At 73.0% G+C, this 19,461-nt stretch carries 17 protein-coding genes and 1 pseudogene; 2 read left to right on the top strand and 16 right to left on the bottom strand.

Annotated elements, in window-relative coordinates; translation table 11 throughout:
* Positions 1-149 precede the first annotated feature (149 nt).
* Positions 150-530: a PASTA domain-containing protein gene (locus tag ACFVHO_RS35060; protein WP_385723852.1), complete on the top strand. Its 381-nt coding sequence runs from the start codon at positions 150-152 to the stop codon at positions 528-530.
* A 154-nt stretch (positions 531-684) separates the two neighbouring features.
* Here the strand turns inward: ACFVHO_RS35060 and ACFVHO_RS35065 are convergent, their stop codons facing one another.
* From ACFVHO_RS35065 to ACFVHO_RS35140, 16 genes and pseudogenes are all read right to left on the bottom strand, one after another.
* Entirely contained in the window at positions 685-3,129 is a 2,445-nt protein-coding gene (locus ACFVHO_RS35065) for a hypothetical protein (RefSeq protein WP_385723897.1), read from the bottom strand.
* A 408-nt stretch (positions 3,130-3,537) separates the two neighbouring features.
* Positions 3,538-3,606, bottom strand: a pseudogene (locus ACFVHO_RS35070) (zinc-ribbon domain-containing protein); the annotation flags it as partial.
* A 146-nt stretch (positions 3,607-3,752) separates the two neighbouring features.
* Positions 3,753-4,448: a demethylmenaquinone methyltransferase gene (locus tag ACFVHO_RS35075; protein WP_385723855.1), complete on the bottom strand. Its 696-nt coding sequence runs from the start codon at positions 4,446-4,448 to the stop codon at positions 3,753-3,755.
* Positions 4,449-4,491: 43 nt separating this feature from the next.
* Positions 4,492-5,034, bottom strand: coding sequence for a hypothetical protein (locus tag ACFVHO_RS35080; RefSeq protein WP_385723857.1), 543 nt, complete (start codon positions 5,032-5,034; stop codon positions 4,492-4,494).
* A gap of 7 nt (positions 5,035-5,041) precedes the next feature.
* Complete coding sequence (gene mqnC, locus ACFVHO_RS35085) at positions 5,042-6,241, bottom strand: cyclic dehypoxanthinyl futalosine synthase (RefSeq protein WP_385723860.1); 1,200 nt, start codon at positions 6,239-6,241, stop codon at positions 5,042-5,044.
* Positions 6,242-6,396: 155 nt separating this feature from the next.
* Positions 6,397-7,128, bottom strand: coding sequence for a prepilin peptidase (locus ACFVHO_RS35090; RefSeq protein ID WP_385723862.1), 732 nt, complete (start codon positions 7,126-7,128; stop codon positions 6,397-6,399).
* A gap of 707 nt (positions 7,129-7,835) precedes the next feature.
* Entirely contained in the window at positions 7,836-10,850 is a 3,015-nt protein-coding gene (locus ACFVHO_RS35095; RefSeq protein WP_385723865.1) for a BTAD domain-containing putative transcriptional regulator, read from the bottom strand.
* Positions 10,851-11,013: 163 nt separating this feature from the next.
* Positions 11,014-11,481, bottom strand: coding sequence for a TadE/TadG family type IV pilus assembly protein (locus tag ACFVHO_RS35100; protein ID WP_385723868.1), 468 nt, complete (start codon positions 11,479-11,481; stop codon positions 11,014-11,016).
* Entirely contained in the window at positions 11,478-11,990 is a 513-nt protein-coding gene (locus ACFVHO_RS35105; RefSeq protein ID WP_385723870.1) for a TadE/TadG family type IV pilus assembly protein, read from the bottom strand. Before ACFVHO_RS35105 ends, ACFVHO_RS35100 begins: the two co-directional genes overlap by 4 nt.
* Positions 11,990-12,424 carry a TadE family protein gene (locus ACFVHO_RS35110; protein WP_385723894.1) on the bottom strand — a complete coding sequence of 145 codons (435 nt, stop codon included), beginning with the start codon at positions 12,422-12,424 and terminating at the stop codon, positions 11,990-11,992. The genes ACFVHO_RS35105 and ACFVHO_RS35110 overlap by 1 nt, the downstream gene beginning before the upstream one ends.
* Before the next feature lie 67 nt (positions 12,425-12,491).
* Entirely contained in the window at positions 12,492-12,743 is a 252-nt protein-coding gene (locus tag ACFVHO_RS35115) for a hypothetical protein (protein ID WP_030363318.1), read from the bottom strand.
* Between the two features lie 86 nt (positions 12,744-12,829).
* Positions 12,830-13,759: a type II secretion system F family protein gene (locus ACFVHO_RS35120; protein WP_385723873.1), complete on the bottom strand. Its 930-nt coding sequence runs from the start codon at positions 13,757-13,759 to the stop codon at positions 12,830-12,832.
* Positions 13,756-14,772, bottom strand: a complete 1,017-nt coding sequence (locus ACFVHO_RS35125; RefSeq protein WP_385723876.1) for a type II secretion system F family protein — start codon at positions 14,770-14,772, stop codon at positions 13,756-13,758. The genes ACFVHO_RS35120 and ACFVHO_RS35125 overlap by 4 nt, the downstream gene beginning before the upstream one ends.
* Positions 14,773-14,779: 7 nt before the next feature.
* On the bottom strand, positions 14,780-16,087 hold the full coding sequence (locus ACFVHO_RS35130; RefSeq protein ID WP_385723878.1) for a CpaF family protein: 1,308 nt from the start codon (positions 16,085-16,087) through the stop codon (positions 14,780-14,782).
* A complete protein-coding gene (locus tag ACFVHO_RS35135) occupies positions 16,084-16,932 on the bottom strand; it encodes a hypothetical protein (protein ID WP_385723880.1) in 849 nt (282 codons plus the stop codon). Before ACFVHO_RS35135 ends, ACFVHO_RS35130 begins: the two co-directional genes overlap by 4 nt.
* Before the next feature lie 17 nt (positions 16,933-16,949).
* On the bottom strand, positions 16,950-17,681 hold the full coding sequence (locus ACFVHO_RS35140; RefSeq protein WP_385723882.1) for a hypothetical protein: 732 nt from the start codon (positions 17,679-17,681) through the stop codon (positions 16,950-16,952).
* Between the two features lie 752 nt (positions 17,682-18,433).
* Here ACFVHO_RS35140 and ACFVHO_RS35145 point away from each other — a divergent pair.
* A complete protein-coding gene (locus ACFVHO_RS35145) occupies positions 18,434-19,375 on the top strand; it encodes a S1 family peptidase (RefSeq protein ID WP_385723885.1) in 942 nt (313 codons plus the stop codon).
* Positions 19,376-19,461: the final 86 nt, after the last annotated feature.

The following is a 19,461-nucleotide window of genomic DNA, read 5'->3' on the forward strand; positions in this document are numbered from 1 at the left end:
GCCGGAGGCGCCCCAGCCGGAGGCACCCCAGCAGAGGCACCCCGGCCGGAGGCGCTCCGGCAGAGGCAACCCCAGCCGGAGGCGCTCCGGCCGGGGTTGCCCTCGCGCGTGCCGGAGCTACCCTGCCCATACCGCTGGGGGTGACGCCTGTGCCGAATACACCCGGGTCCGCCGGGCCGCCGGAAGTGCGCGTACCGCGCCTCGTGGGGCTGATGGCGATGGACGCGCGGGCGAGGGCCGCCGAGCACGGTGTGCTGCTCGCGGCCCCTGACCGGCCCGGCTTCCACGACCTGGTCCTCGACTACGTCGTACGCCAGTACCCGCCGCCCGACGCCGAAGTGCCGCGCGGAGCCGTCGTGACGGTGTGGTTCGACCTCGGGCCGCACGAAGGCGGGGGCGGCGCGGGCGTGCGCGAGCCGCGGCGCCCCGGACCGCCGGGCGGCGGACTGCGACGGGAGCTGGACGAGCCGGGCCGGCCGGAGGTGCCGGGGCAGCCGGAGGTGGGGGTCGGCAGCGTGGGGAGCCCCTGACGCGTCAGAGGCAGGGAAGCGACTGAGGCGGCGCGCGCCCGGGGGCGTGCGCCGCCTCAATCTCCGTACGCCGGAGCCGCATCCGCTCCGTATGCCGGAGCCACATCCGCTCCGTGCACCGGAGCCCTATCCGGTGGCTCCGTGCACCGGAGCCCTATCCGGTGAGGTGCCAGGTGTCCAGCGCCGTCTGGTGCGTCTTCGCGCCGTGCCCGGCGGGCCAGAAGTCCTCGCGCCAGGAGAGCTGGAGGGCGTACTCGGTGCCGTTGTCCGCGATGTAGCTGTGGTTGATCGCGTGGATCGTGCGGTCCGCCCGGTCCGTGTACGTGTACTCCCAGACCGCGGCCGTGTGCCCCTGGAAGGTGGTGTGGGCCAGGCGGAGGCGCCGGTAGTCCGACTTGTCCGGGTCCTTCTTGGCGTGGACCTCCATGTTCTTCATGTTCCCGTACGAGGTGTAGCCGGCGTCCTCGATGACACCGATCTGGAAGTTCTCCGGGCCGGTCAGGCCTGCGTACGTGACCTGGGTCGGGTTGTCGCCGCGCTCGCGGCTCCAGCCGTCGGGGACGGCGAACGAGAAGCCCTTCGTGTCGGTCACCCGCGCCGAACCGGCGGGCACGGGGGCGTCGTCGGCGCTGTCGTCCGACCCGCCGTCCGTGTTCCCCTCCGTGGTCCCCGTCGTGCCGCCGGTGTCGGTGTCCGTCGTCGGATCGGGCGTCGAGGGCCCGACGGGGTCGCCGGTGGGCTCCTCCGAGCCGGGCGGCGTCACGGACTCGTCGGTGCGGCTGACGGCCGGGCTGTCGTTCTTGCCCTTGGCGTCGTCCTTGCCGCCGTCGTCGTCCTGCCAGATGAGCAGCCCGGCCGCGGTGCCGCCGCCGATGACGAGGGCGCCGACGAGCGTGGCCACCCAGACCCCGGTCCGCCCGCGCGGCCTGCCGGAACCGGGCCGGGGTGCCCCCGGGTGACCGATCTGGAAGGCGTGCGGGTCGTACGCGAGGGGGGCGGCGCCGTGGGGCGGGGTGCCGTGGGGCGGGGTGCCCGGGGCCGGGGGCGCGGGGGCCGGGGGCGCCGGGGCCGGGATGCCGCTCTGGGTCGGCGCGGCGTGCGGGTCGGGAACCGGCCCCGGACCACCGGCGGGACCAGCGGCAGAACCACCGGCGGGACCACCGGCGGGACCACCGGCAGGACCACCGGCAGGACCACCGGCGCCGACGTACCCGCCGGAGCCGACCTGTCCACCGCCCTCGACTTGTCCCCCGGCCCCGGCCTGCCCGCCGGAGCCGAACTGCCCACCGGAACCAGGCGGTCCGGGCGGAGCGGGCGGCCCGCCCACCCCACCCCCCTGCCCGGCCATCCGCACGAGCAGCGGCCCGACGACCAGCCCGCCGGCCACCCACAACAGCCCGAAGAGGAGCACGTCCGGCAAGCTCACGCCGCCTTCGAGACCGGCCGTGGCGGAGTCGCCGCCGTACCCGACCTCCTTCGCGGACGTCTCCACACCGAAGCCGCCGATCGCGGCGAGCAGCAGGTACAGGCCGAAGAAGAGCCCTCCGGCCAGGATCTGCTCGCCCCGGCCCGCGCACCGGCGGGCGGCCAGCACGCCGATCGTCAGCGCGCACGCCAGACCGAGGGCCAACGCGCCCACGACCGCGCCGGAGTTGAACAGGTCACCGAGCTCGGAGAGCGCGAACGAATGGCTCTCGGACTTGTCTCCGTACGTCGAGCGCCGCCCGTCGGCCTCCGCCTCGAGCGGCGCCCCCCAGCCGACGCCGAGGGCCGCGATGCCGAGGTTCGGCAGCACGAGCAGCGCGACGAGGTACGGCGAGACGCCGGAGTCGCGCGCGTCGGACGCGTCGGTCAGATCGGGGATCTGGGTGAAGGCGAAGTAGCCGGCAGCGGAGGCGAGCACGAGCACGACGGCGAGCGCGCGCAGCGCCACACCGGCGGCGCGTACGAACGACTGCGCGCCGGGGCGCACGGCCAGCCAGTGCGTGAGGTCGTCGCGGTGCAGGACCGCGGCGGACACGACGAGGGCGAGCCCGAGCGCGCCGAGCATGGCCAGGAACGGGGCCGCCGACACCTCCACGTCCTGGATCTCCGGCTGCGCGAAGAGACCGAGCACCAGGACGCCCAGAGCCGTCAACACGCCCACGCGGACGGCCGCTTCGAGCCCGGCCGTCGTACCGGGACCGCCCGTGCCGTACGCGGCGGCGCGCTGCCGCAGCCGGTTGTGGAGGATGCGTACGCCGATGAGCAGCGCGACGACGAACAGCGCGGTGACCGTCAGCGGGACCAGATGCATCGACATGGTGCCGTCGATCGCCGACTCCGACGACTGGTACGAGGACGAGCCGTCGAAGCTCCGCTCCTCGCGGCCGCTCAGGGTCACGTCGCCGCCCACGGCCTGGAGCGCCGCCGCGAGCGAGAGGCGCATCCGGTCGCCGAAGCCGACGACGATGTCGTCGCTGTCCTGGCCGTACGTGGGGATGGCGAGCCCCGCGGCGGTGATCAGCAACAGCGCGAGCGGCCACAGCGCGGCCTGCGCGGCCCCGGCCCAGTCGCCGCGCGCGGCCCGCCCGATGAAGGCACCCACGGGCGAGGGCACGGGGGGACCTGCCGGTGGGGCGAGCGGAGGCGGGGCCAGCGGGGGTGCGGCCGGAGGCGGGTTGGACGGGGGCGGAGCGGACGGCGGGGCCGCGGGAGCGGGGGTGGCGGCCGGGGGCGGAGGTGCGGCCGGGGGTGCCGGGGCGGCGGGAGCGGGGGCCGCGGGCGATTCGGACGGCTCGGGCGGCTCGGGCGACTCGGACGACTCGGGGTCTGGGGGAACCACCAGGGTCGCGGGGTGAGTTGGGACTTCGGATGCGTCCTCGGGTTCGTCAGCCGGGGGCGCCTTGTCGGCCTTGTCGGTGCTGACGGCCTTGTCGGCCTTGTCGGTGCTGACGGCTTCGCCGGAGGGAGGAGTCTCGGACGGCACCGCGTCCTCCGGCTCCGGGGGAACGGGTGTGCGTTCGCGCCCGCATCTCATGCAGAAGCGGGCCTCGTCGGGAGCTGGAGCCCCGCAGTCGGGGCAGTTCGACGCCATCGGAATGCTCCGTTATGGGGAGATGCATCAGGGGACGTGATCGGCGTGTGCCGACCGTGACATCCCGGCCACGGCAAGTGGCCGGGACATATCAACTGACACATCTTCTCCGGCGAACGGTTCCCGTCAACTCTCCGGCGAGGAAGCTAGTTGGGCTTGAACCCCCGGTGCAGCGCGACCACTCCGCCCGTGAGGTTGCGGTAGGCCACCTTCGACCAGCCCGCGTCCTGCAACAGGGCGGCGAGTTCGGGCTGGTTGGGCCAGGAGCGGATGGACTCGGCGAGGTAGACGTACGCGTCCGGGTTGGTGCAGACCGTGCGTGCGACGGGCGGCAGCGCGCGCATCAAGTACTCGATGTAGACCGTGCGGAACGGGCCCCACGTGGGCTCGGAGAACTCGCAGATGACGACGCGTCCGCCGGGTCGGGTCACGCGGTACATCTCGCGCAGCGCGGCGCCGGTGTCCTGGACGTTGCGCAGGCCGAAGGAGATCGTGACGGCGTCGAAGGTGTCGTCCTTGAAGGGCAGCTTCATCGCGTCGCCCGCGGTGAACGGCATCCACGGGTGGCGCTGCTTGCCGACGCTCAGCATGCCGAGCGAGAAGTCGCAGGGCACGACGTACGCGCCCGCCTGCGCGAAGGGCTGCGAGGAGGTGGCGGTGCCCGCGGCGAGGTCGAGGATCTTCTGCGCGGGCCGCGCGTCGACCGCCTGCGCGACCGCCTTGCGCCAGAGCCGGGCCTGGCCGAGCGAGATCACGTCGTTGGTCAGGTCGTACCGTTCCGCCACGTCGTCGAACATCGAGGCGACTTCGTGCGGCTGCTTGTCCAAGGAGGCTCGGGTCACGGGGACCATTGTGTCAGGGCTTGCCCTGGTCCAGGACGGTGCCTCAGCGGCGCCGGTAGACCAGGCGGCCGCCGATGGCCGTGGCCAGGCAGGTGCCGTCCGGGGTCAGCACGGCGAAGTCCGCGTCTCCCCCGGTCTCGGGCGCGACTACCGGACGGTCGCGGAGCCCCGAGCGCGCGACGGCTGTGCGGACCGGGGGGCGGGTGAACGGACCCGCCAGTGCGGTCGTGCCCGTCGCCAACAGGCGCTGTACGCCCCGTCTCGCGCTCGCGCCCCAGCGGCTGTCCGTCAGCTCCAAGGCGGCGAGGGCGGGGCCGGTCAGGGGGTCGGTGCCGAGGTCGTCGGCCTCGCGGGGGTCGGGCCAGTAGGCGGACTCCAGGAGGGCGCCGGCGTCGGGCTCGAAGCGGCCCGGGGTCAGGAGGGCGTCGCCCCAGTCACGGACGCGGGCCCGCTCGCCGTACGAGGCGAACAAGTCCTCGTACGGCCCGACGGCGGCGAAGCGGGCGCCGTCGACGGCGACGGCGTGGCCGAGGACGATGTCGCCCGCGGCCGCCGCGACCCCGCGTACCCGGTGAACCGTCAGCAAGACGGCGTCAGTTCGCGGCCAGGAGCTTGAGCTCCGGGTGGGCCGTGCCGCCCTCGATGGCCGTGGAGGAGATGTGCGAGGCGACGCGGTCGTCGACGGGGTCGTCCGCCGGGTCGTCGTGGACGACGAGGTGCTCGTACGTCGTGGCGCGCTGGGCGGGGACGCGGTCCGCCGTCCGGATCATGTCGATCATCTCGCGCAGGTTGGAGCGGTGCTTGGCACCGGCCGAGGAGACCACGTTCTCCTCCAGCATGACCGAGCCGAGGTCGTCCGCCCCGTAGTGCAGGGTCAGCTGGCCGGCCTCCTTGCCGGTGGTGAGCCAGGAGCCCTGGATGTGCGCGATGTTGTCGAGGAAGATCCGGGCGATGGCGATCATGCGCAGGTACTCGAAGATCGAGGCCTGCGTGCGGCCCTTGAGGTGGTTGTTCTCGGGCTGGTACGTGTACGGGATGAAGGCGCGGAAGCCGCCGGTCCGGTCCTGTACGTCGCGGATCATGCGCAGGTGCTCGATGCGCTCGGCGTTGGTCTCGCCGGTGCCCATGAGCATCGTGGACGTCGACTCGACGCCGAGGCCGTGCGCCGTCTCCATGATCTCCAGCCAGCGCTCGCCGGACTCCTTGAGCGGGGCGATGGCCTTGCGGGGGCGCTCGGGCAGCAGTTCGGCGCCGGCGCCCGCGAAGGAGTCAAGCCCGGCGGCGTTGATCCGCTGGATCGCCTCCTCGACGGAGACCTTGGAGATGCGGGCCATGTGCTCGACCTCGGACGCGCCGAGGGAGTGGATGACCAGCTGCGGGAAGTCCTTCTTGATGGCGCTGAAGTGGTGCTCGTAGTACTCGACGCCGAAGTCCGGGTGGTGGCCGCCCTGGAACATGATCTGCGTGCCACCCAGCTCGACGGTCTCCGCGCAGCGGCGCAGGATGTCGTCGAGGTCGCGGGTCCAGCCCTTCTTGGTGTCCTTCGGGGCGGCGTAGAAGGCGCAGAACTTGCACGCCGTCACACAGACGTTCGTGTAGTTGATGTTCCGCTCGATGATGTACGTCGCGATGTGCTCGGTGCCCGCGTAGCGACGGCGGCGTACGGCGTCGGCGGCGGCGCCGAGCGCGTGCAGCGGGGCGTCGCGGTACAGGTCGAGCGCCTCTTCGGCGCTGATCCGTCCGCCGGCGGCGGCGCGGTCGAGAACGGACTGAAGGTCGGCCTTCTCGGTCACCGGGGCGTCCCTTTCGTAAGGTCCAAATGGGGCGGACAGATCCTCTTCAGCGTACGCCAGGCCCCTGGGGCCCTTGCGGTGGGGAGCGGGGCGCCCCCGGGCGGGGTGCGGGTGGACGGCCCGCGTCGGGCGCCGCGTGGGGTGCGGTGCCGCGGCTACGCCGTGTACGCCCCGAGCAGCAGCCCGGCGAAGGTGCCGCCGAGCAGGAACGGGCCGAACGCGATCGCCGTCCTGCGGCCCGCCTTCCGCACCGCGACGAGCCAGCCGCCGTACCCGCCCGCGAAGACGAAGCCCGCGAACGTACCCAGCAGCAGGACGCCCCAGCCGTACCAGCCGAGTACGGCGCCCAGCGCCACCGCGAGCTTCACGTCGCCGAACGCCATGCCGTTCGGATTGATCAGGAACAGCACGAAGTAACCGCCGCTCAGGACGAGCGCGCCGAGCGCCGCCGTCGTCCAGGAGCCCCCCTGGTTCGGCAGGGCGGCGGCGACGCCGAGCAGGGCGAGGGAGGCCGCGCCCATCGGCAGGGTCAGGACGTCCGGCAGGCGCATCACGGCGAAGTCGACCGCCGCGAGGACGACGGCGGGCGGGGTGAGGAGCAGCCACACCGCCAGTTCCGGCCGAGGGCCCGTGGCCGTGGCGAGGGCCGCGCAGGCCGCTGCGGTGACGAGGGTGAGCAGCAGGGCGCGGGCGCGGCGGTGACCCTCGTTCCCGCAGCCGTCCGGCCAGGGGCCGAGCCAGCCCTTGACCTCGTGCTCGGCGCTCGGGCAGCGGGTCTGCCACGGCTCGCCCGGCGGGACGGAGAACCGGTACGCGGCGCGCGGCAGCAGCAGGCCCGTGGCGGCGCCCCAGAGGACGGCCCCCACGACGATCAGGGTCTGCTGCACGGTGCGCTCCGCTTCGGGTCGGGGACGTGATCTGTGCGGGCCGGTGGGCGGCACCACCGCTACCGCGGCGGATCCTCCCACCCGCCCACCCGTTCACCCTGGTCCGTCAGGTGAACCGGGGGCAGCCGGGGTCGGACCCGGGTGACAGTTTCGCTGGGGTGGGCGGGGCGCCTGGGGTGGGGTTGGGGGCGGGGTGCCCCCGGGGGTTGGGGGGGGGAGGGACGGATGGCTGAGGGAAGCTGGGTCCCACAGCTTCGGGCGGGTGGCTGGGGTTGCCGGGGGCCGGGCGAGGGGGACTGGCGGGCGAGGCCAGCGCAGCACGGCCCCCGGCGGCGAACCCGGGCCCCACAGAAACGGGCGGGCGGGTGGGAGAGCCGACGCGGTAGCGGCGGCAGGGGTGGCCGGGACGCCAGGCGACCGGGGACCGCCGGGCGAGGCCAGCGCAGCACGGCCCCCGGCGGTGAACCCGGGCCCCACAGAAACGGGCGGGTGGGCGGGAGAGCCGCCGCGGAGCGGCGGCATCGGTTGCCGGGACGCCGGGCGACGGGGACCGCCGGGCGACGCCAACGCAGCACGGCCGCCGGCGGCGAACCCGGGCCCCACAGAAACGGGCGGGCGGGTGGGAGGGCCGCCGCGGTAGCGGTGGCTGGGGTTGCCGGGGGCCACCGGGGCGGGGGCCGACGGTTGACGCGCCCCCGCGAGCAGCCTCATCCGGCCGAGGCGAGCCCCGCCCGCCACCCCGGAAGCAGTTCGTCGAGGAGCGCCTCCGTCCGGGGAGGAACCCCGCGGGCCCCGCTCCGGGCGACCAGGTCCACGGCGAGCGCCTGGAGCCGCGCGGGCTCACCCACGGCATGGGTGGCGCGCAGCAGCTCGTTCCAGAGCCGCTCGTCGCCCGGCGCGGAGCCGAGCGCCGCGTTCAGCGCCTCGATGGCCTTCTCGGCCCGGTCCTTCTCCAGGTGGAACTCGGACAGGGCGAGCCCGATGTCCGCGACGAGCAACGGCAGCTGGGCGTCGATGATCTCGTGGGTGAGCCACCCGTACCGCCCCTCGGCCCGGTCGGCGAGCAACGGCCCCCGGACGAGGACGAGCGCGTCGGTCAGCATCCGCCCGCGCACGGCACGGTTGCCGGACCCCCGGCCCTGCGTCGCCTCGTGGTAGAGCGACCGCAGGACGTCCAGGTCGGACACGACCGACTTGGCGAGGGTGAGACGCCCGGTCGCGTCGACGCGCAGCCGCGGCGAACCGTCAGGCTCGCTGCCGAGCCAGTCCCGCAGCCGGTCGACGAGGGCGTCCCGCACGTCGTCGGTGACGCCGCGCGGCCACAACGCGGAGGCGAGCACACGCGGGTGCACCCCTTCCCGGTGGAGCAGCAGGAGCGCGAGCGCCTCGTGCAGGAGCGGGCTGCGCTCGCCGTCGGGCGTCTCCAGGCCGATGATCTCGTAGCTGCCGACAAGCCGCGCGTACACCGCGGGCCGCCCCTGCTCGCTGACGTCGACGAGGAACGGCGGCGCGGCCGCGGCCCCGCCGTCGGAGCCGTCGCCGCCGCCCTCGGGCCGCGGGTCGGCCGCGACGAACAGCTCGACGACGGCGCGCCGCAGCGCGTCCGGAAGCAGCTGGGCGTCGAGTTCGAGGCCGAGCAGCGGGGCGAGGAGCTTGCCCTCGCCGGTGACCTTCATCTCCCAGGCGGCGCCGGGCAGTTCACCGGTGTCGGAGCCGACCAGGTAGCCGATGCCGAGACGGCTGGCGTCGGCGGCCAGCTCGGCGAGCTTGACGGCGTCCTCGGGGCTCGGCCCGTCCGCGAGCAGCACCAGGTGCGGGGCCCAGCGGGTGTGCTGGGCGGGCCCCGTACGGCCGGTGAGGACGGAGTCGTGCCCGGCGGCGCCGAGCGCGCCGCGCCGCTGCCGGGTCTCGGCGTCCATCGTCTCGATGAGCGCCTCGACGTCCTCGAGGTGCCGCAGCCGGTTCGGCGCGAGCGCGGTGAGGTCCTCGCCGAAGCCGACGAGGGTGATGGTCATGCGGTCCGACCAGCCGTTGGTGGCCAGTTCGGCGGCGACGGACGCGAACACGGCGGCCCGGTCGGCCGGGGTGCCGCCGAGGGACACGATGCCGGGCACGGCCTCCAGGTTGAGCAGCAGGCGCGAGTCGTCCATGGTGCCGAGGCAGACCAGGCCCGGGTAGGGCGCGGCGGCGTCCACGTCCCCGTACCGCTCGGCGTCGGTGCGGGCGAGTGTCCAGAACGTCTCGTCCTGGCCGGGCTGCCAGGGCGCGGGCGGCCGTCCGGAGGCCTGGGCGAGCTGGAGGTGCAGGTCGCCGTTGCTGAGCCAGGCCGCGTACACCGTCGGCAGCGGGCGGGACTCCTCCGTGAGCGCGGCGGCGAGCCCGCGCAGCGAGCGGTCGAGCAGGCGTACGCCCTCGGGGTCGGCGCCGACGAGCAGCGCGTCCTGGGCGTCGGCGGCGCTGCCGGTGGGCGTCGGCGGCTCCATTCCGCGGCGCAGGCCGACGGCGCCCATCGCGGACTGCCACAGCGCGTGCCGACGGCGGCGGCCGAGGGCGCCGAGCAGTCCGGCGGCGAGCAGCGGTGCCCCGATGAGTGCTTCGGGCAGCCCGAAGCCGGAGTCGTCGGCCGCGGCGGACGTACCGCTCTCCCGGCCGGTCTCCTTGTCGCCGCCCTGGCCGCCCTGCCCGTCCCGTCCGTCCTCGCGCGCGCCGCCGTCCGGCCGCTGCTCGGGGATCGTGATGTGCGCCGTGTCCTGGTCGACGGAGCCACCGCCGCCCTGCCGGTCACCGCCGCTCTCCTGCGCGCCGCCGCCCTGGCGCTGGTCCCCCGTCTTCGCGTAGTCCGAGATCTGCTCGCGGACCTCCTCGGACACCTTGGGGGCCTCGTCGGGCATCTGCACCAGTTCGCCGCCGTGCGCGTCGGCGGGCATTTCCATGATCCAGCCGGGCCGGATCAGGCTGGCCTCGGAGAGCCGCGAACCGTCGGGCTGCTCGCGGTCCTTGTTGAGCTGGTAGATCTCCTTGTACCGCCGCCCGTCTCCGAGGTGGCGCTCGGCTATCTCCCAGAGCGAGTCGTGGTGGCGTCCCTCGGGCGGCTGGATCCGGTAGAACTTCGTGTCCCCGTCCTGGCCCGTGCCCGCCTGGGCCGCGGCCTGGCCCGCCTGTTCGGCGAGGGCGCCCGCGGCGCCCGCCGCGGCGGCCTGCTGGTCCTGCCCGAGGACGCCCGGCGTCTGCTGCGCGGTGGCCGCGGCCGGCTTCTGGTTGCCTTCGAGGGACTGCCCGAACTGCGAGAGCCCCGGCGCGAAGCTCGCCGCCGTGGCGCCCACGAGCAGCAGCGCCGCGACGAGTTGGCGCGCGAGCACCTGGCTCGCCCCGGCCCCCGGCACCCGCCCCGGCATCCCCACGCCGGACAGCGCCGCCTTCACCTCCACCAGGACGCACGCCGTGAACTGGGCCCAGGCCAGCCAGACCACCACGGTCAGCACGTTGATGAACGTGGTGACCGTGATCTCCTGCTGGAGCCAGTCCATGGACGGCGTCCCACCGGGCAGCGGCCACCCCACGAAGTAGGCGAGCGCACCGGGCACGCCGACGACCAGCGCGGCGAGGGCCACGAAGGCGAGGAACGCCTTGACGAAGTCCCCTGCCGAACGCCGACGCCCCGGCAGGGGCTGAGGCGTCCGGTTCCGCGGACCCGTCGAGCTTGGGGTGGTTCGTCGCGCCATGGCGGGTGTCCTGGTCCTGATCCTTGTGTCGGCCGGGTGGGCTGGATGGGCTGTATGGGTTCGTACTCGGCGATGTTACGGAAGGTGCCGGTGCCCCGGCAGGGGCTGTGGATAACTCCGGGCCGTCCCGCCCGGACAGTCCCGCCCGGGCGGCGGCGCCCGTCTATCCGATCTCGTTCTCCGCCGCCGCCCGTCCGTGCACCGTCACGTCGCCGCCGAAGAACATCCCGGTGAAGACCGGGCTGTAGGTCATCTCGACCTCGACCTCGACCTGTTCGGCGGTGGCGGTGACGCAGTGGGTGGCGGCCACGTCGGGGCCGGTGAGGCCCATTTCCCGGGCGAACTTCTTGACCCGGGCGTCGCAGTTCTCGTAGTTGATGGGGGCGCCCTTCGCGCCCTCGTACAGGCCCTCGGTGTCGAGGTCCTGCGCGGCGTACCGGGCGGCCTGTTCGGCGATGTCGGCGGCGCGTTCGCGCTTGGAGATGGACAGGCCGCCGTCGATCACGAACGCGGACAGGGTGAGGAAGACGAGCGCGAAGACGATGACGGCGCCCGCTCCCGAGCCCCGGTCGTCCAGGCGGGCCCGGCGGGCGTCGAGCCAGCGGTGTACCCGCGCGCATGCCGCGTTCACGCCGACCTCCGGTACGGATCCAGCGGAGAGCTGAAGCTCGCCTCCAGCGTCGTCGGGATGTCGAGGCCGAGCATCTCGAGGCCCCGCACCTCGCAGCTCACCTCGACCGTGAAGAGCGTGTCCGGCTTGAAGCCCGCGCTCTTCTGGACGACGTGGACGGGCCCCGAGCAGACGTCCTCCAGGTCCGCCTTGGCCGCCTTGCGCGCCTCGGCCATCGCCGTGCCCTGGTCCTTCTGGATGGAGCCCGCGCGGGCGGCGTCGCGGGCCGCCCCGTCGATGGCCCCCCGGCCGTCGACGAGCTGTCCGAAGGCCACCAGGACCAGGATGAAGAGGATCATCACCGGCGCCAGGATGACGACTTCGACGGTCGAAAGCCCCCGGTCGCTCGACAGCTCTCGGTCGGCCGAAAGCCCTCGGTCGGTCGACAGCCCCCGGTCACCCGGGAGTCCCCGGCCCGCGGCCGGGCCCCGTCTCCCGAGCCCCACGCGTCGCACCCGCACCCCCCGCATCACCCCTCCTCCTCGACGAACCGTTCCACCGGCCCCGAAGACCGCGCGTGCACCTTCAGGTCGAGCCCGGGGAACACCGACGGCACATCGGCCGTGATCTCCACGCCGACCGTGTTCTGCTCCGGCTGGAGCGTCTTCACGTCGGGTCCGAGGACGAGCTTCGGGCCGAGCTGGCGGATGTAGGCGTCGACGACGTCGGTCGCCTCGCCCCGCCAGCCGCCCGGGTTCTCGTCGGCCGTGGCGCGGGCCTTGCGCGCGCCCGCCTGGGCCGCGGCCTGGGCCACGTGGTCCGCGAAGAAGTACAGCGCGAACTGCACCGTCGCGAAGATCAGGAAGAAGAGGACCGGGGTGAGCAGCACGAACTCGATCGCGGTCATGCCGGATTCGCCGCGGGTGGAGGCGGCCTCCACTCTTCGGCGCACGAATCCCGGCATCCGGTCGCGGTTCACCCCTCGCCCGCTCCCGCCCCCGTCGTCCTTCATGTCCGCTGCAGCCGTCCGCTCAGCAGGTCTTGCTGGCGTCGGCGCCCTCGATGCAGTCGCTGACCTTGTCGGCGCCGCCCTTGAGCGCGTTGTTGATGATCGCGGCGACCACGCCGACGATCGCCACGACGACCGCCGAGATGATCACCCACTCGACCGCGGACGCGCCCCGGTCGAGCTCGCCGGAGCGGGCGCGCTGCACGCGGCCCTGGAGGAAGGTCACGAGGAAGTCGACCGCCGGGATGCCGGTGCTGAAGTTCCGTCCGTTCATGGTGAGTTGTCCTCTCGAAAGCAGAGTGTGTGGGGGGATGTACGGGTCTGTGGATGGACGTTCCCCCGTCGCGGGGGCTCAGGGGTTCAGGCCTGGAACACGCGCATCGCCGCCGGAAAGATGAGGAAGACCAGGAATCCCGCACACAGCAACAGCTGTGCCACCAGCATCGACTGTGACTTCTCGCCCGCGCTGCCCTCGATCTCGGCGAGCTCGCGGTGGCGCATCGTCTCGGCGCGGGAGGCGAGCGATTCGCGTACCTTCGCGCCGTCGTCCGCGACCAGGGCGAGCGACGCGGAGAGGTCCTTGAGCTCTTCGACGCCCAGCTGTTCGCCGAGCGAGCCGAGCGCCTGCCACTGGCTGATGCCGGTGATCCGGGCGTCCGACAGGGCGTTGCGGATGCGTTGTGTCGCCCAGCCGTCGGACACCTCGGCGGCCGCCATCAGCGCCTCGGGCAGACCGCGGCCGCCCGCGAGGCTCATGGAGACCAGGTCCAGATAGGCGCCGATGACGCGCCGCAGGTCACGCCGCTTCTCCTGGGCGTCCCGCCGGACTTCGAGGTCCGGCAGGAAGAAGAAGAGCACCCCGAACATCAGCGCCAGCCACACCGGGATGATGGGGCTGCGGCCGAAGCCGAGGGTCCAGATGATCGCGAACAGGAACGGACCGAAGAAGACGCCCGTGGCCGCGAGCAGCACCTTCGTCGCCAGGAACTTCTCCCAGCTCCGGTCGAGCACCGCCAGGTCGGCTCGCAGCGACCTGAGCTCCCAGCCCTGCTGGACGTAGAACTCGGCGGCCCGCGCGCCCACCCGGGCCCGCAGCGTGCCGAGCCGCCCGGTGTCCTCGGCGTCCGCGGTGCGGTGCGAGGACTCGTACGCCGCGCCGCGTGCCCGCATCGCGTCGATCCGGGCGACCGTGGCGACCGCGCTGCGCTTGGTCGGCATCAGCGCGCGGACCAGGGCGAAGATGCCGAGGCCCAGCGTCGCGCCGATGACGATCGGCATGGTCAGGTTCACCGGCGTACCCCCTCGGTGGAGTTGGCGTGCGGCGGCAGCGGCTGCTGGCCCGGCGCGCCCTCGGGGCCCACGGCGCCGGGCAGCGGCGCGCCGCCGGGGCCCCGGGGACGTACGAACTGCACGCCCGGCTCGTCACGGACGAGGAAACGGTCCGGCGTCTCGACCGTCGACAGCTTGCGCAGCCACCAGAAGCCGAGCGCGAACAGACCGCACACGCAGGCGAGGACGAGCTGTCCGACGGGCGTGCTGTACGGCGACACGAACTCGCGGTTGAAGATCGAGAGTCCGAGTACGAAGGCGATGGAGACGGCGACCACGATCTGCACCGAGCGCCGGGTCGAGGCGCGCTGCGCCATCACGCGCTGACGCATGTCGACCTCCTCGCGCGCCGACTTGGCGAGCGCGCCGAGGACCTGGCGCAGGCCGGGGCCGCGCAGCTTGGCGTTGAGGATGAGCGCCGCGACGATGATGTCGGCCGAGGCGTCGTCGATCTCGTCGGCGAGGACCTGCAGGGCCTCGGGCAGCGGGGTGCGCGCCCGCAGCCGGTCGACGAGGGCGTCGAGGTGCGGCCGAAGCACGGGCGCCGCGGCCCGCGCGGACGCCGGGATGGCCTGCTCCAGGCCGACCGCGCCCGCGATGGTGTCGCGCAGCGACTCGGTCCAGGCGGCGAGCGCCTCGACCCGCTTCATCTGCAGCCGCTCCTCGGCGGCGCCGCCGAACAGCTTGTCCCAGAAGAAGACGAGGATGCCGGACGCGATGCCGGCCACCGCCCAGCGCGTGAGCAGCAGCACGACAAGGCCGACGCCGATGGCGATGGAGCCGCGCTGCCCGACGAAGCGGACGAGCTCGCTCATCCGCTGGCTGGCGCGCTGCTTCTCGTGGGCCGCCTTGACGGGCAGGCCGCGGATCGCGACGAGCAGCAGCGCGAGGCCGCCGCCGACGGCGACGCCGCAGGCGAGGCCGTAGAGGACGGGCAGCGAGAACACGCCGCCCATGGAGCCGAGTGCGTTCATGTCGTGCTCACCCCCATTGCCCGGCGGGCCGGTAGCCGAATGCGGCGAGGTCGTCCATGCAGGCGATCGGCGCGTGCGGCACGATCCGGCCGTCCGGCGCCTCCGCGAAGACCTCGCTGGAGAGCACGCGCCCGTCGACGCCGTTGACCTCGCGGACGGAGGTCACCATGCGCTGGAGCTTGCCGCCGGTCTGGTAGTTGTTGCGCCGCTGGATGAAGACGACGAAGTTCACCGCGCCCGCGACGAGCATCTGGCTGGCCTCGATGGGCAGCCGCTCGGAGGCCTGGAGCGCGTACGTCGAGATCCTGTTGAAGACCTCGCTGGAGCTGTTGGCGTGGATCGTGGAGAGCGAGCCGTCGTTGCCCTGGGACATCGCGTTCAGCATCGTCACGATCTCGTCGCCGAGGACCTCACCGACGATGACGCGGGAGGGGTTCATGCGCAGCGACCGGCGGACCAGTTCCGCCATGGATATCTGGCCCTGCCCCTCGGAGTTGGGCAGGCGCTCCTCGAACGCCACCACGTTGGGGTGCAGATCGGCGAAGGTGTCGAGGCCGAGCTCCAGGGCGCGCTCGACGGTGATGAGGCGCTCGTGCGGCGGGATCTCGTTGGCGAGGGCGCGAAGGAGCGTGGTCTTCCCGGCGTTCGTGGCCCCGGCGATCATGATGTTCTTGCGCGCCCGCACGGCACAGGCCAGGAAGTGCGCGACGTCCGGCGTGAGCGTCCCGTTCCCGACCAGGTCGGACATGAACACCTTGCCCATGCGCGCGCGACGGATCGAGAGCGCGGGCCGTCGGGCCACGTCCATCACGGCCGAGAGCCGGGAGCCGTCGGGCAGGCGCAGGTCGAGCTGGGGGTTGGCGGAGTCGAAGGGCCGTGACGACAGACCGGAGTAGGCGCCGAGGATCTGGATGAGCTCGATCAGCTCCTCGTCGGTCTCGGCGACCGGCTCGGCCTTGGCCTCGCGCCCGTCGGCGTACCCGACGAAGACCTGGTCGCACCCGTTGATGTCGATGTTCTCGACCTCGGGGTCGTCCAGGAGCGGCTGGAGCCGGCCGACGCCGAAGAGCGCCGCGTGCACGGCGGCCGCGTACTGCTCCTCGGTCTCGGCGTCCAGCGGGGTGCGCCCGGCGTTGATCTCGCCGCGGGCGTACTCCTCCAGGATCTGCGCGATGACGGCGCGGGCGTACTGCCGCTCGTCCTCGCTGGACATCGGCGTGACGCCGGAGACCTGGTCGAGGCGGCGCTGTTCGGCGATGCGGTCACCGGCGTCCTGCCGGAACCGCTTCACCAGCTGGTGGTCGACGGCACTCATCGCCCGGCACCCGCCGTCGGGCCCGCGGCCGGGCCTGCGGCCGGATTGGCCCAGGCCGCGCCGTACTGCTGGTACAGGTCGACGGTCACCTTGCGGGCCGACCGGATCAGCATCGACTTGTCGAGCCGGCCGCGCTTGCGCCCGGCCAGCTGGTCGGCGCCCGCCGGGTCGTCGGCGAGGGTGCCGACGACGCGGGCGCCGGTCTGCGCGGCCATCAGCATCTCGTTGACCTGGTGCACCAGTTTGCCCGAGTTGCCCGGGTCGGCGATCAGGACGACGCCGATGAGCGGGGTGGCGAGGGTGGCACCGCGCGGCCCGCCGTGCAGCTTCGCGGAGAGCGCGGCGGCCCGGTCCCGTACCCGGGCGATGGCCTCCGGCTCCGTACGCGAGATCAGCAGGACCAGGTTGGCGTGCGGGAACAGCTCGATCGCGGGGCTGTCGCCCGCGATGCGGCCGCAGTCGGCTATGACGTCGGCCGGGGCGTTCGGGGAGTCGGCGAGCTGGGCGAAGGCGCGCCCGAGCGTCGGCCAGATCCCGACGAGCCCGGCGGCCTGCTCGGACGTGCCGAGCCCGACGAGCACCTCGAGTCCGCCGGACAACGGCTGGGTGTGGTCCCACAGTTGGTCCGGTACGAGGCCGCGGCGCGCGGTCGCGGCGATGGACAGCATGCCGGTGTTCGGGTTGAGCGGGCCGCCGTGCGCGGCGGCGCTGCGGTAGACGAGGTCGCCGCCCGCGGGATCGGTCTCCGCGACCAGGACCCGCCGGGGCCACACCGCGGCGAGTGCGACGGCGGCGGTGGTGACGCCGGGGGAGCCTTTGTCGGCGGCGAGAGCGATGAGGGCCATGTCTCCTCTACTCGCCTCTAGTTGCCGGTGCCGGGGACAACCGCCACGGCGACCTCACCGAGCGACGCGGCGCTGGTGACGGCGGCGACGTCCTCGTTGTCGACGAGGACGGTGATGCTCAGGTTGCCGGTGCTGATGGTCGAGTCCTTGTTGCTGTTGACCAGGCCGACCCGGGCGTCGGCGACGAGCGGCGTACGACCGGAGGAGCTGCCGCCGCCCGTGCCCTTGTCGTCGTCGCTGGAGCTGGAGGAGCCGTTGGCGGCGACGCGGTAGAGGGCCACGGTGTCGCCCTGCTGGAGCGTGGAGGGGTACTGCCCCTCCTTCAGCGAGAGGCCCACGGAGGCCTTGCCGCTGGGGAGCCCGCCCTTGTCGTCGAACATCTCGCCCACGACGACGGTGCCCGGGTACAGGGTGGTCTTGGCCTTGAGCTTCGACAGCGCGCCGAGCTTGGAGTACTTGACGTAGTGCACGTCCGAGTCCGCCGCGACCATCACCGAGGTGGAGTTGTCCTTGGTGACCGATTCGCCCGGCGCGATCCGCTCCGTCACCTTCACGACCTCGACCCGGTCGCCCGCGCGCAGCACGAGCACCGTCGCGCCGAGTGCGCCGACCAGGATGAGCAGGACGGCCAGAGCGGCCAGCGCCGGTTTGCGCTCGCGAGGCGCAGTGGGAAGGCGCTCACCGACGCCCGCCGGAGCCGACACGGCGGAACGGTTGTTGCCCGCCCCCGTACGCTCTTGGATCTTCACGCAACCGCTCCCCGTACGACCCAGAAAAATCCGTCATTTGAGACACCCACATGCGACTCGCATACGCCTCGGCCGGGGTTCCATCGGCCCGTCAGCCCCAGGCGCGGTGTCAAGCCATCGCACCGTATCAGCAGCACATAAGCCCCTCAAGGCGCGTTATGAATAGCGAACCTCACACGGTTCATCGTTATTCACGCGCAATACGGGCCCCTTGGTTCCGACGTCAGGCCGGGGATACATCGCCGCACCCAGGTGTGCAATCGCGAACCAACTCACTTTGCACACAACCCTTTCGGGCGACGACTTCCCGCCAACGGAATCCCCCGCCCCACTCGCCCCGCCGCGCCCCGTACGCCCATCCGTCAGGCACCAGGACGACGCGAGGAGGTACGGGAGCGGTTCCCGGGGCGGCGAGCGGAACTTGAGGCGGAGCGGGCAGGTCACCGCGGCGCGCGGGCGGAGGCACCGGACGATCGCCACACCTCCCCAGAACCTCCGCACAAATTTGCGGGGCGGGTCGACGGGCAGGGCGACATGCCCGAACTATCCGACTCGCGCGAACCATTGACCTAAAGATCCGCGCGCCGGGGTGAACCCGCCCCCGTGCGGTGCCCTCTCACTCTTCGGCGCCCGAATCTCCACCTATGCCGGTCCCGTACCGGCACGCACGCCGGTCCCGTACCGGCTCCACAAGGTGTTCGACAAGGCGCTGCAAAACTCAACAAATCCACCGAAAGAGAAATTCAACCCCCATGAGACTTTCCTTTCCTTCTCGCACCGCCCGCGCGGCCGACGACACCACCAGCACGAGCCGCACGTCCCGCGCACCCCGCGCCGCCCTCGCCTCCGCGACGGCCGCGACCGCCCTCGCGCTGGTAGCGACCAGCGCGCCCGCCGCCAACGCGATCATCGGCGGCACCGAAGTCTCCAATGACGCCTACCCGTTCATGGTGGCCGTCCTGGAGAAGGGCTCCGGCAGCGCCTTCGACCGTCAGTTCTGTGGCGGCAGCCTCATCTCTGCGGACGTCGTCATGACGGCCGCGCACTGCCTCGTCGACGACGCGGGCAAGCCGGTCAAGGCGAAGACCGTGCAGGTCGCCGTCGGCCGTACGGTCCTCTCCAAGAGCGGGCAGGGCCAGATACGCAACGCCAAGACGAAGGGCACCGGCAGCCGGGGCAGCATCGTCGTGCACCCCCGCTACCTCAAGGGCCAGGAGGCGTACGACGTCGCCTTCATCCAGCTCGACAAGCCGGTCCGCGGCATCAGCCCGGTCAAGCTGCCCACCCAGGGCACCGACTCGCTGCTCCGCCCCGGCCAGAAGGCGACCGTCGCTGGCTGGGGCAACACGGACACCGCGATGACCCACACCCCGGACCGCCTCCGCCAGGTCAAGGTGCCGATCCTCTCCCACAACGAGTGCAAGGTCAGCTACAACGGCTACAGCTCCAAGGTCAACTTCTGCGCCGGGGTCGAGGGCAAGGACTCCTGCCAGGGCGACAGCGGCGGCCCCATCTTCCGTACCGTGCCCGGCCGCCAGGACCCGATCCAGATCGGCGTCGTCTCCTACGGCGACGGCTGCGGCGACCAGGGCGCTCCCGGCGTCTACACGTCCACCAGCTCGGCGAAGCTGTGGAAGACGATGGACGAGTCGCCGTCCGGCAAGCGGCTGAAGCGGGCGCTGGGCCGCCGGTAGTCCGAGACGGGCCCGGGGACGGGGGCACCCCCGCCCCCGGGCCCGTCCTGCCTGACCCGGCCCGCCCGGCTCGTCCTGCCTGAGCC

This window comes from Streptomyces sp. NPDC127108 (assembly GCF_042677545.1).
Classification (GTDB): Bacteria; Actinomycetota; Actinomycetes; order Streptomycetales; family Streptomycetaceae; genus Streptomyces.

Bases quoted from the DNA above. Each gene is read 5' to 3' on its own strand.
- ACFVHO_RS35095 (WP_385723865.1), bottom strand. From the start codon at position 10,850: ATGGCGCGACGAACCACCCCAAGCTCGACGGGTCCGCGGAACCGGACG.
- ACFVHO_RS35105 (WP_385723870.1), bottom strand. From the start codon at position 11,990: ATGCGGGGGGTGCGGGTGCGACGCGTGGGGCTCGGGAGACGGGGCCCG.
- ACFVHO_RS35110 (WP_385723894.1), bottom strand. From the start codon at position 12,424: ATGCCGGGATTCGTGCGCCGAAGAGTGGAGGCCGCCTCCACCCGCGGC.
- ACFVHO_RS35115 (WP_030363318.1), bottom strand. From the start codon at position 12,743: ATGAACGGACGGAACTTCAGCACCGGCATCCCGGCGGTCGACTTCCTC.
- ACFVHO_RS35125 (WP_385723876.1), bottom strand. From the start codon at position 14,772: ATGAACGCACTCGGCTCCATGGGCGGCGTGTTCTCGCTGCCCGTCCTC.
- ACFVHO_RS35130 (WP_385723878.1), bottom strand. From the start codon at position 16,087: ATGAGTGCCGTCGACCACCAGCTGGTGAAGCGGTTCCGGCAGGACGCC.
- ACFVHO_RS35135 (WP_385723880.1), bottom strand. From the start codon at position 16,932: ATGGCCCTCATCGCTCTCGCCGCCGACAAAGGCTCCCCCGGCGTCACC.
- ACFVHO_RS35145 (WP_385723885.1), top strand. From the start codon at position 18,434: ATGAGACTTTCCTTTCCTTCTCGCACCGCCCGCGCGGCCGACGACACC.